Below are 11,527 nucleotides of genomic sequence, written 5' to 3'. Positions count from 1 at the left end.
GCACCGGGGCCAGACGGCGGTACCCTTCGGGCATGACGCAGGAACGCTGGCGCGAGCTCACCGAGTGGCCCACACTCGCCGCTGCGGTCGTGTTCCTGGGCGCCTACTCGGTACAGGTCATCGGGAACCTGCCGCCCGAGGAGGGGGCGTGGGCCGAGGGCCTGCTGTGGGCCGCGTGGGCGGTGTTCGTGGTGGACTACGCGGGGCAGCTGTGGCTCGCGCCCCAGCGGGGGCGCTGGTTCGTCCGCAACCTGCACGAGCTCGCGATCCTCGCCCTGCCGGCCCTGCGGCCGCTGCGGCTCGTGACCTTCCTCCGGGTGGTCCACAACAAGGCCGGCAACGCCCTGCGCGGCCGCCTGGTGGTCTACGTGATCGCCGCGGCCGGGATGCTCATGTACTGCGGGGCGCTCACGGTCGAGGACGTCGAGCAGAACGTGCCCGGCTCCAACATCCGCAGCTTCGGGGCGGCGATCTGGTGGGCGCTCGAGACCATCACCACGGTGGGCTACGGCGACCACTACCCGGTGACCGTAATCGGCCGGCTCGTCGCCGCCGCGCTCATGGTCTCCGGCATCGCGGTCCTCGGTGTGGTCACCGCCTCCATCGCCGCGTGGCTCGTCGAGACGATGACGTCCCAGACCGCCGCGGAGGTCGAGGCCGGCGTCGAGGCCGTCGAGGCCGAGGTCCAGGACGTCGAGGCGGAGGTCGAGGCCATCGACCAGAGCCTCGAGGCGAAGGTCCAAGCGCTCACGGAGCGGGTCGAGCGGCTCACCGCGGCGCTCGAGGCCCGCGAGGCCGAGCGCCGCGGCACGTGGCCCGGAGCCTGACGCCCAGCCGCCCGGCTCAGCCGGCGAGCTCGGCCCGCAGGTCCCGCTTGAGGATCTTGCCGGTGGGGCCCTTGGGGAGCCGGTCCACGATCCGCACCTCGCGCGGGTACTTGTAGGCGGCGACCTGGGACTTGACGAACTCGCGCAGCTCCTCGGCCGTCGCGGCGCCGGGGGCGCTGAGGGCGACGACGGCCACCACCTCCTCGCCGAGCTCGGCATGCGGGGCGCCCACCACGGCGGCCTCGGCCACGGCGGGGTGCTCATAGAGGACCTCCTCGACCTCGCGCGGGTAGACGTTGTAGCCGCCGCGGATGATGAGGTCCTTCTTCCGGTCCACGATCGAGTGGCAGCCGTCCGCGTCGACCCGGCCCATGTCCCCGGTGAGGAACCAGCCGTCGCGGATGGCCTCGGCCGTGGCATCCGGCCGCTTCCAGTAGCCCTTCATGATGTTGTGCCCCCGCACGGCGATCTCGCCCACCTCGCCCTGCGGGACGTCCTCGCCGTCGAGCCCCACGACCCGGAGCTCGACCCCCTCCACGGCGGTGCCGATCGAGCCGGGCTTGCGGAGCCGGTCCGGGTGGTTGAACGCGGCCACCGGCGAGGTCTCGGACAGGCCGTAGCCCTCGAGGATGATGCAGCCGAACTCGTCCTCGAACCGGTGCAGGACCTCCACGGGCAGCGCGGCCCCGCCCGAGATGCACACCCGCAGGGACGAGGTGTCGTAGCGGCGGTGGTCGGGGACGGCGAGGAGGGCGCTGTACATCGTGGGCACGCCGGCGAACACCGTCACGTGCTGGGCGTCGATGATCTCGAGCGCGGCCTGCGCGGAGAACCGCGGCAGGAGCGCGATCGTCGCTCCGGCCATCACCGTGGTGTTCAGCGCGCAGGTCTGGCCGAAGGTGTGGAACAGGGGCAGGCCGCCGAACACCACGTCCTCGGACGTCAGCGTCAGGAGGGTGCGCACCGTCAGGTCCGCGTTGCGGATGAGGTTGCTGTGGGTCAGCTCCGCGCCCTTGGGCCGGCCGGTGGTGCCCGAGGTGTAGAGGATGACGGCGGTGTCCCCGTCCGCGCGTTCCACGGCCTCCCCGAGCGGCTCCTCCCCCGCGAGCGCCCCGGTGAACGCCCCGCGCCCGATCGGGATGACGCGCGCCCCGCCGGCCCGGCCGCCCTCGGCTGCCTCCTCCGCAACGTCCTCGGCCGCGAAGAGCACCGTCGCCCCGGAGTCCTCGAGGTAGTAGGAGATCTCGCGCTGCTTGAGCAGCGGGTTCATCGGCACCACGACGGCTCCGGCGCGCAGGGCGCCGTAGTAGAGGGCTGCGAACTCGGGCACGTTGGGCAGCATGACCCCCACCCGGTCCCCCGCTCCGACGCTGACGCGGGCGAGCAGCCCGGCGGCGCGCGCGGCCGCAGCCGCGAGGTCGGCGTACGTCCAGGCCTCCTCGCCGCACGTGATGGCGGTGCGCAGCCCGTGGGCGGCGGCGGTGGACTCGAGGTACGCGGCAAGGTTCATGGGGACTCCTGGGCAGGAAGCTACTGTGGCGTAGGCCACAGACGATTCAACCGTGAAACTGAGTCTCACGTCAACCGGAATTCAGTCCCATTCGCGGGGCCTAGGGAACCAGCCGCGCCTCGTGGATCACCCGGGCCAGCTCGGGCGCGGTGTCCGGAAGCGGGCGGCGCCCCCACAGCCCCAGGTAGACCTCCCGTGCATTGCCCGTCACGGTGCCGAGCAGCGCCTCGCCGCCCTCGCCGGGGGACCGCCGCCGGCAGGACGAGGGACGCCGCCGGCCGGCCGTCGTCGTGCGTCACCTCGAGGCGGACGACGCCGGGCAGTCCCCTCGAGCGCCCGAGCCTCACCTGACGCGGGTAGAAGCCGTCGAGGACCTCGCGGATGCCATCGAGGGCGAGGTCCTCGGGGAGCTGCCACGCGGAGGCGCGGCCGAGGGCCTCGAGGAGGTCGAAGGTGTGGACGGCGAGCTCGTGGACCTGGCGGCGGGCCCAGAATGCCGCGGTGCGCCCGTCCCACAGCGTCCACGCTGGCGCCTCCGGGCCGGCGGCGCGGAGCGCGGCGACCAGGTGCGCCGCGCTCGCCCGGTACCACTCGACGGGCGCCTCCCGCTCGGGGCGGTCCTCGAGCCGCGGGGCGCGCTCGGAGCCGAGCGCCGCGGCGGCCCAGCGGTGGATGCCCGAGAGGTGGTCCACGAGGCCGAGCGCCGTCCAGCCCGGGCAGCCAGCGACGGGCTGGGCGAGGCCCGGGTCCTGGGCCGCGGCATCCCGGGCAGCCTCGGCGAAGGCGTCGGCGAGCGCGGCGATCCGGTCGAGCGCCGCGGTGAACTCGGCGGCCGCGGTCACGCCGGCTGCTGGGCGGCGAGGAACTCCTTCACCGCCGCGGCGAAGACGGCCGCGTCGACGTTGTGCGTCTGCCCCTCGAGCACGCCCGTGCAGGCCCCGGGGATCGCGGCGGCGGCCTCCTGCGCGGCTGCCGGCATGAAGGCCGGGCTCGCGCCGCCGGAGAGCACCAGGGTCGGGGCGGTGATGCGGCCGAACACCTCCCGGGGGACCTCGCCGTTGCGGCCCATCGCGGCGTTGTCGTACGCGAGGGTCGGGGCAAGGCGCACGGCGGTGGCCCAGGTGGGCGACTGGCGGGTGCTGTCGATGGCGGCGTCGGGCAGGCCCACGTAGCGCAGGAAGGTGGTGAGGGCGCCGTCGTGGTCCCCGGCCTCGAGCCTCGCGTCGAGCGTGGCGGTGTACTCCCGTGCGCGGGCGCGGCCGGCGTCGTCGGTCATGAACGGCGGCTCCCACATCACGAGCGCTCGCACCGGCAGCGCGGCGGCGGCCCGGGCGGCCAGGGCGGCACCCGAGGAGAGGCCGACCACGGCGGCCGCCGACCCGGCATCGTGCGCCGCACGGTCGAGGAGCGCGCCGATGTCCTCGATCTCCCGCTCGGGCGCGAACGGCAGGGTGTCCGTGCTGTCGCCGCGGCCGCGGCGGTCATAGTTGTAGACCGTGAAGCTCTCGGCCAGGGCGTCCGCGAGGTGGGCGTCGCCGCGGCGGTCCACGCTGGCCCCCGAGACGAGGATGAGCGGGGCACCGGTGCCGAGGTGGTCGTAGGCGATGGTGGTTCCGTCAGCTGAGGTGAGACGTTCCATGGGCCCACGCTACCCCGTGAGGCGCGCGAGTTCTCCAGAGAGCAGGCTGGTGAGTTCGTCCTGCTCGGGAACCACGCCCGGATCGGCGAGCACGGTGACGACAAGCTGGCCCGCGTAGGAGAGCACGGTGAAGCACACTCCCACGTTGCCGGGCGTCATGCTCGCCGGGATGATCCGCGTGACGCGGTGCCCGGCGAGCATGAGCGGCTCCGCGGGCCCCCGCATGTTCGAGAGGAACGTGTTCACGAGCCGCTGGTGGTCGATGAAGCGCTGGAAGACCCCGGCACGGGCCAGCGTGCGGAAGGCGACCCCGAGCGGCCCGGCTGACGTGCCGCGCCGCGCGCCCCGGCGGGCCGCGGTCTGCTCCATGACGCGGGCGAGGCGCACGGCGGGGTCGGGGTCGCTGGGGACCTCGATGGGGACGACGCCGTTGGCGTTGCCGAGCGTCGCGGCCTCGGTTCCGCGGCGGGACGAGATCGGGACCGAGACCACGAACGACCCCGGGGACTCGCCGCGCGCCCGCAGGGCGGTCCCCAGGGCTCCTGCCACCGCCACGAGGACCAGGTCGTTGAGGGTGCAGTGCCGGGCATGGGCAGCGTCGAGGACGTCGCTGAGCGGGACGGCCAGGGCAGTGATGCTGCGCCGGCTCCCGGTGGGCCGGTTGTAGGACGTGCGGGCGGCACGGACCCGCGCTCGGGCGCTCCGGGGGCCCGGCCGCTGGCCTCTCTGCGCCGCGTGCCGGCGCCCGCCTCCGATCAGGCCGAGCTCGCGCAGGCCGGCAACCGCCGCCGGGAGCGCCCGCGGCACTCTGGCGAGGGCGGAGAGCCGCTCGGCCCAGGCGTCCACGAAGAGGTCCCTCGGGCGCGGCTGCGGCTGCGGGAAGGCGGCAGGACCTGCGGTACCGGCAGCAGGGGGCGGCTGGGGCGCGGGCTGGGCGGGCGCGCGCTGCGCGGGAGCGGTGTCACCGAGGGACGCGAGGACTGCAAGGCCGCCGAGCCCGTCCGCGAGGACGTGGTGGGCCACGAACACGAGTGCTGCCGGCTCGCGTGGGCCCCCGTGGACCCAGTGCGCGGCCCAGGGCGGCCGGTCCTTCTGGAGGCGGCGGCAGGCCAGATGGGCTGCGGTGCGGAGGATGCCCTCCTGCCCGCCGGCAACCTCGGTCTCGGAGAGATGGCGGTCGAGGCGGAACGTCGGGTCGTCGACCCACACGGGCCGTCCGGCGCCCGGCGGGGTCCGCATCAGCCGGCGGCGCAGGCGGGGGATCCTCGGGATCCGCTGCTCGAGGACGGCAGCGACTTCGGCGAAGGCGGGCACCGCTCCGGCCTCGAACTCGAGGACGGCGGCGATGTGCATGGGAGCGGGCCCCCGGTCGGTGGCGAGCACGGTGAGGTCATTGCTGCTGATGCGTTCGATCCCTGTGCGCGTCACGGCTGCTCCTCCGGCCAGAGCGCCGGCTCCCGGTGCGTCTGGAGCCAGCGTAGGCGCGCGCTGCGGCGGGGAGTAGGTCCCTCTGGCCCCACGGCGAGGGCCAGCGCCGTGTGGCCCTGGGCTGGGGCGCGCCCGTTCTGTCGGACGGGTTGGCTAGGGTGAGTGGATGATCGTCGAGTTCGGGTGGTTCCTCGATCGCGCGCCGTGGGCGTACGCGAGCCCGGGGCTGAACCGCGTGCGGGTGGGCCGCAAGAACCTCATCGGACTCCTGCAGACGCGCCTCGGGCTCACCCGCCCAGAGGTGCCCAACGCCGAGCGCGTGAGCCAGTACCTGCGCCGGCTAGAGCACCTGGACGCGCCGGAGGCCTGGTTCCACCGCTCGCTCGCCGCCGATCCCTGGTCCACGGCCCAGGAGCTCCTCGCCGCCCGCGACGATGCGGTGGCCAACGGCTGGGATGGCGCGCTCGACGGCGAGGCCTCTCCCCTGCTGCAGACCCTCGCCGCGGCGGAGGGCCTCGGCCGGCAGACCGCGGGCGGCGAGCGGGCTGGGAACGGACCGCTCGCGCCATCGCTCGCGGACGACGTCGTGGAGCTGCTCGCCGAGCTCGAGGGCAGCCCCCTGCCGCTCGGCATCGACGAGCTGGTCCTGCAGCACCCCGAGGACACCTTCCCGGCCGTGTGGCGCAGGATCATCGGGGCACTGCGCCGGCGCGGGGTCAGGATCAGCGAGGCCCCGAAGCCCGCGGGCGCGCCCGAGCTGACGGTCCTGGCCGCCGAGACCGAGTGGGAGGCCGCCGAGCACGCCGCGCGCTGGCTCGCCGCCGGCACCGGCACGAGCACGGCCGTGGTGTGCTCGGACCCCACAGCGGTCCTGGACCAGTACCTGGCCCTGCACGGCCAGCCGCGGCTCGGCGTTGGCGCCCGCTCGGCCTGGCGCGCCCAGGACCAGCTCATCCCCCTCTTCTTCGAGCTCGTGTGGGAGCCGGTCAACGTGCACCTGCTCGCGGAGTTCCTCACGCTCGAGGACTCGCCGGTCAGGCGCCGCGCGGCCCGGCACCTGCTGCGCGCGCTCAGCCGCGAGCCCGGGACGCGGGGGCCCGTGTGGGACGCGGCGATCCGGGCGATCGGCGAGGACGAGACGCTAGGTCCCGAGCTCGCCGCGACCCTGGACAGGCTGTTCAGCACGGGCCTGCTGCCCGACGTGGAGCACCGCCTGCCGAGCGGAGCGCAGCTCGTCGACGCGGCGGCCTGGTTCGCCTCGGCGCTCACGGCGAGGGCCGCCGTCGTGCCGCGGCTTCAGACCACGGCCGCGCAGCTGCGCCGTGTCCTGGCGCTCGTCGCCCCGCTGCGGCACGTGGGCCGCAAGGATCTCCGGCGCATCATCGCCTCCGTGGTCACGCCCGGCGCCGAGCCGCTCGGGCGGGCCGAGGCCGCGCCCTGGCTGCGCCTGAACCACCTCGTGGAGCTCGGCGAGGACGTGGAGGACGCGCTCTGGTGGGGGTTCCAGTCGGCGGCCGCGCCCACGGTGCGGCGCTGGGACCCGCACGACGCCGCCTCCCTCGCCCGGGTGGGCGTCGAGCTGCCCACCCCGCAGGACCTCACGGCGCTGGCGGTGCGCGAGACCCTGGCCGCCGCAGCCCGGTGCCGGCGGCTCGTGCTCGTGCACCTCGCGCAGCGCAACGGCGAGCGCGTGGTCCCGAACCCCCTGCTCGAAGCCCTCGTGGAGCGCTACGGGCCCCCGGCCGCCCCGGACCAAGGGCTCGGCGACCGGATCAGGCGGGCGACCCGCGCGCCGGCGGACCTGACCGACGGGCAGGGGGCGTGGAGCCTCGCGGGCCGGACGGCGACGCTCGCCCGCGCGACGGCGCACCGGCCGGCGGCACCCGATCCGGTCCAGGAGGTCGGGGCCAACGCGGCGCTCGCGCCGGAGACCATGTCCTACTCGCAGCTCGACGTGCTGCTGGGCTGCTCGATGCGGTGGGCGCTCGAGCGCAAGGGCGCCCTGCGGGTGCCGGACGTCGCGGACATCCCCGAGGGCAGCCGCATGATCGGCTCGTTCGCGCACCGGGTCATCGAGGTGCTGCACGGGCGGATCCGCGCGGCGCACCGGGCCGTGCCCGAGGACGAGGAGATCGCCGAGGTCATCGGCGAGCTCCTCCCCCAGCTCGCCTCCGAGCTGCTCCTGCCGGGGCAGAAGGCGCGCCGGCTCACCGTCGTGGACGCGGTCACGGTCGCCGCCCGGGAGTTCTTCCGCGGGCTCGAGAAGGGCGGCGTGGCGCTGCAGGAGGTCGAGAAGCCGATCTCCAAGGATCTGCAGCTCGTCACCCCGGAGGGCGTCCTCACCGTCCCGGTCCGCGGCAGCGCGGACGCCGTGGGGATCGACGAGCAGGGCCGCACCGTGGTGGTGGACCTCAAGTGGTACAACTCGGCCAAGCACCTGCGCCAGAAGATCAAGGAGGGCACCGCCCTGCAGCTGGCCCTGTACCAGTGGGCGCTGCACGAGGGCGAGGCGCCTCCGGACGATCCGACCGCGTACTTCCTCCTCAAGCAGCACGCGTTCGCCTCGGCGCACGGGCACTTCGGGGCGGCCATCCCGCGGGACGAGGACCCGGCCCAGCTGTGGGGCAGGGCGGTGCGGTCGGCCGAGTTCACGGTGGAGCAGGTCCTCGCCGGCCGGGTCACCGCGACCAAGCCCGTGGAGGACGCGTTCGCCGCCGCGCAGGCCGAGGCGGCCGCCGCCGAGGGCGGCGAGCCGACCACCGTCAAGGACGCCGAGACTGCGGTGGGCCGCCTGTACGTGGAACCGGGCTGCCGGTTCTGCCATTTCGGGGCCCTCTGCGGGCTGAGGGGGGACTACTCGTGAGCGCGCACCTGCTGGAGAACGTCACGATGGTCTCGGCCAGCGCAGGGACCGGGAAGACGTACACGCTCACCGAGAAGATCGTCCAGGAGATCACGGCCGGGACCCCGGCGGAGAAGATCATGGCCACGACCTTCACCAAGAAGGCCGCCGGGGAGCTGCGGGAGCGGATCGCGGCCCGGCTCCTCGACGCCGGCGGCGGGGCGCCGGCACCGGCCCTCGCGGCGGCGTCCCAGCAGCTCGGGGCGAGCCTCATCGGCACGGTCAACAGCGTCTGCGGGCAGCTGCTCGCTGAGTACGCGATCGACGCTGGCCTCTCCCCCGCGCTCGAGGTGATCGGCGAGGACCAGCTCGCGGCCATGTTCCGGCTGGCCACGGACGAGATCCGCGCCGAGCACGCCGAGGTCCTCGCCCCGGTCGCCGTGCGCCTGGGCACCCACCCCGACCTCGCGCAGGGGTACGGGGTCGAGTCGTGGGAGGAGACGCTCCAGCGGATCGTGAACCTGGCCCGCGCCAACCGGCTCGACGCCAACGCGGTGCTGGCCTGCGCGGAGCCCTCGTGGGCCGGGTTCCGGGGCTTCCTCGACCCGCCCGGCGAGGACCGCCGCCCCGAGTGGTTCCGCGAGCTGCACGCGCTGCGGGCCGAGCTGGACAGGACCGTGGCCCGCGGCGTGCACGAGGACGGCACCGCCGCGAACCTCACCACGAAGTCCTTCCTCGAGAACCACCCCAAAGTCCTCGACCGGATCGCCCGGGCCCAGAGCGTCGAGACGACCCCGTGGGAGGTGTGGCGCGGCTTCCTCGGCTCGGGCGCCCCGGCGCCGCTGAAGAAGATCTTCGGGCCCCTGCGCGACCGGATCGGCGCCGAGCTGCTCTCCAACCCGGCCCTCCACGCCGACCTCGAGGGCTACGTCCGCGGGCTGTTCCGCTGTGCCGCGAAGTCCCTCGAGGCCTACGAGCAGTTCAAGCGGGTCAACGCCCTCATGGACTTCGTGGACCAGGAGGCCAGGGTCCTGGACCTGGCCCGGCACAACCGCGCCTTCCGGGAATCCTTCCGCGCCCGCGTCGACGTGCTCGTGGTGGACGAGTTCCAGGACACGAGCCCGCTGCAGCTGGCCCTCTTCCTCGAGCTGGGCGCCCTCGTGCGGCGCTCCGTGTGGGTGGGGGATCCGAAGCAGGCCATCTACGAGTTCCGCGGCACCGACCCGGAGCTCATGGAGGCCGTGATGGCGCGGGTCCCGGCGGAGCGGCGCGAGCAGCTCTCGCACACGTGGCGATCGCGCCAGGCGGTGGTGGACCTCTCCAACGCGGTGTTCGAGCGGGTCTTCGCGGACCACGGGATGACGGCCGAGTCCGTGCACCTCGAGCTGCCGCCGGCGCGCGCCGCCGCCCTCGGCGAGGACCCGGGGAGCGTCGAGGCCTGGTCCCGGCCCGCGGGCCGCGCCGAGGACCGGCTCCGCGCCACCGCGGCCGGAGTGAAGGACCTCCTCGGGCGCCGCCCCGGCCTGCGGCCCTGCGACGTGGCCGTCCTGACGCGCACCAACGCCGAGGTCCGGGCGGTCGCGGCGGCGCTCGACGCCCTGGGGCTGCGGGCCAGCCTGGACCCGCGCGCCCTCGGCGGCGCCCGCGAGGTGCAGCTGGCCAGGGCCGGGATGGCCTATGTCGCCGACCGGTACGACACCGTGGCCCTCGCCGAGCTCGTGGCCCTGCACCCCGAGCACCCCTCCCACCTGACGTGGCAGCGGGAGCTGCTCGGCGCCGTCGTGCCCCGCGAGCAGGTGCGCAACGAGGCGGGCGAGGTGGTCGCCGGGCCCCGGCTCGTGCACGACGCGTGGCGGGCCGTGCCCGTGGTCGCCGCCCTCGATGCGCTGCGCGAGCAGGCCGTCGCCGCCACCCCCACCGAGGTGCTCGAGGCCGTGACGGGCGTGCTGGGCCTGCCGCAGCTGATCGCGGGATGGTTCGCCCCCGAGCGGCGGCTGCGGAACCTGGACGCCTTCCGCGGCGCGGTCGAGCTGTACTACGAGCGGTGCCGCGCGCTCCGGGAGCCGGCCACGCTGCGCGGGTTCCTCGAGTACTTCGCCTCGGACGAGCACGAGTCGGCGGAGAATTCGGGCCCGGACGTGGTCAACGTGCTCACCTACCACCGCGCCAAGGGGCTCGAGTGGCCCGTGGTGGTCATGGAGAGCCTGGACAAGGAGACGAAGGCGCGCCCGTTCGGGACCGGCGTCGAGCAGACCCGGGAGCTCGACCTCGCCGATCCCCTCGCAGGGCGGTGGATCCGGCTGTGGCCGAGCCCGTTCCCGTACGGCGGGTCGGCCCTGGACCAGCGGGCCCAGCAGTCCGAGGCCGCCGCGCGATTCCTCGCCCGCGAGCAGCGCAACCAGGCCCGGCTCATGTACGTGGGCATGACCCGCGCCGCGCACACCACCGTGCTCACGGCGAAGAACGGCTCCCCCAGCATGCTCAACGACCTCGGGATCGAGTCCCTCGTGGCGTGGAAGGCAGGCGAGGAGCCCGCAGCCGGGGCGGTGACCGTCTGCCGCGACACCCAGATCCCGGCGCGGCTCGCGTGCCTGCAGCCGGCGGAGGCCGTGGCGGACGACGGCGGGTGGTTGCCGCGGTTCGTCGATCCGCCCGCCGCGGGGGCCGGCGCGGTCCGCCGCCCGGCGCGGCTGAAGGCCAGCGAGGTGTCCGCGGAGGGCCTGGAGGCAGAGATCCGCGAGGCGGCGGTGCTCGGCGCGCCCCTGGCCACGCACGGCTCCGAGGAGTGGGGCGCCGTGGGCAGCGCGGTGCACGCGTACCTCGGCACCGAGTTCCGCGTCCTCGACCCCGCCAGCCGGGCGCGGCTCGCCGGGCGCCTCGTGGAACGGTGGGGCGTGGCGCGGACCATCGACGCCTCGCTCCTCACCACCGCGGGAGAGCGCTTCGAGGCGTGGCTCGATGCCGAGTTCCCCGGCTGGGTGCGCCACCGGGAGGCGGCCATCGGCTGGCGCCCGGACGGGCAGACGATGGAGGGCTGGATCGACCTGCTGCTCGAGGGCCCGGACGGGTTCGTGCTCGTGGACCACAAGACGTACCCGGGCCACGACCCGGCAGGGCACATCCGGGCCCACTACCTCGGGCAGATGGACGCCTACCGGCGCGCGGTCGAGGCCGCGACCGGCCGGCCCGTGGTGCGGGTGCTCATGCACCTGCCGGCGCTCGGGCGCGTGTACGAGGTGGCCTGAGGGCTCCTGGCACGCGTCCCCGCCCGTCAGGAGGTC

The 11,527-nt window shown here is 74.9% G+C and carries 7 protein-coding genes; 3 read left to right on the top strand and 4 right to left on the bottom strand.

The annotated features are described in order from the left end of the window. Nucleotides 1-32 precede the first annotated feature (32 nt). A complete protein-coding gene (locus SA2016_RS06410) occupies nucleotides 33-827 on the top strand; it encodes an ion channel (protein ID WP_084249357.1) in 795 nt (264 codons plus the stop codon). Between the two features lie 16 nt (nucleotides 828-843). Here the strand turns inward: SA2016_RS06410 and SA2016_RS06405 are convergent, their stop codons facing one another. The 4 genes from SA2016_RS06405 to SA2016_RS06390 all read right to left on the bottom strand — a co-directional run bounded on the left by SA2016_RS06405 (nucleotide 844) and on the right by SA2016_RS06390 (nucleotide 5,404). Then, complete coding sequence (locus tag SA2016_RS06405; protein WP_066496738.1) at nucleotides 844-2,337, bottom strand: long-chain-fatty-acid--CoA ligase; 1,494 nt, start codon at nucleotides 2,335-2,337, stop codon at nucleotides 844-846. Nucleotides 2,338-2,402: 65 nt separating this feature from the next. Then, nucleotides 2,403-3,179, bottom strand: a complete 777-nt coding sequence (locus SA2016_RS06400; RefSeq protein WP_066496737.1) for a maleylpyruvate isomerase N-terminal domain-containing protein — start codon at nucleotides 3,177-3,179, stop codon at nucleotides 2,403-2,405. Continuing rightward, entirely contained in the window at nucleotides 3,176-3,976 is an 801-nt protein-coding gene (locus SA2016_RS06395) for an alpha/beta fold hydrolase (RefSeq protein WP_084249356.1), read from the bottom strand. Before SA2016_RS06395 ends, SA2016_RS06400 begins: the two co-directional genes overlap by 4 nt. Before the next feature lie 9 nt (nucleotides 3,977-3,985). After that, nucleotides 3,986-5,404: a wax ester/triacylglycerol synthase domain-containing protein gene (locus SA2016_RS06390; protein WP_066496736.1), complete on the bottom strand. Its 1,419-nt coding sequence runs from the start codon at nucleotides 5,402-5,404 to the stop codon at nucleotides 3,986-3,988. A 166-nt stretch (nucleotides 5,405-5,570) separates the two neighbouring features. Here SA2016_RS06390 and SA2016_RS06385 point away from each other — a divergent pair, with 166 nt between their 5' ends. Both SA2016_RS06385 and SA2016_RS06380 read left to right on the top strand, forming a co-directional pair. Further along, nucleotides 5,571-8,267: a PD-(D/E)XK nuclease family protein gene (locus SA2016_RS06385; protein ID WP_066496734.1), complete on the top strand. Its 2,697-nt coding sequence runs from the start codon at nucleotides 5,571-5,573 to the stop codon at nucleotides 8,265-8,267. After that, on the top strand, nucleotides 8,264-11,491 hold the full coding sequence (locus tag SA2016_RS06380) for a UvrD-helicase domain-containing protein (protein ID WP_066496729.1): 3,228 nt from the start codon (nucleotides 8,264-8,266) through the stop codon (nucleotides 11,489-11,491). Before SA2016_RS06385 ends, SA2016_RS06380 begins: the two co-directional genes overlap by 4 nt. The last annotated feature ends 36 nt before the right edge of the window (nucleotides 11,492-11,527 follow it).

Source organism: Sinomonas atrocyanea, from assembly GCF_001577305.1.
Classification (GTDB): Bacteria; Actinomycetota; Actinomycetes; order Actinomycetales; family Micrococcaceae; genus Sinomonas; species Sinomonas atrocyanea.
The sequence above is the reverse complement of the archived record's forward strand: the minus strand, read 5'-3'. Positions and strand labels throughout refer to the sequence as shown.

What these genes read in the sequence shown, in the direction of transcription:
- SA2016_RS06410 (WP_084249357.1), top strand. Translation starts at nt 33, where the DNA reads ATGACGCAGGAACGCTGGCGCGAGCTCACCGAGTGGCCCACACTCGCC.
- SA2016_RS06405 (WP_066496738.1), bottom strand. Translation starts at nt 2,337, where the DNA reads ATGAACCTTGCCGCGTACCTCGAGTCCACCGCCGCCGCCCACGGGCTG.
- SA2016_RS06395 (WP_084249356.1), bottom strand. Translation starts at nt 3,976, where the DNA reads ATGGAACGTCTCACCTCAGCTGACGGAACCACCATCGCCTACGACCAC.
- SA2016_RS06385 (WP_066496734.1), top strand. Translation starts at nt 5,571, where the DNA reads ATGATCGTCGAGTTCGGGTGGTTCCTCGATCGCGCGCCGTGGGCGTAC.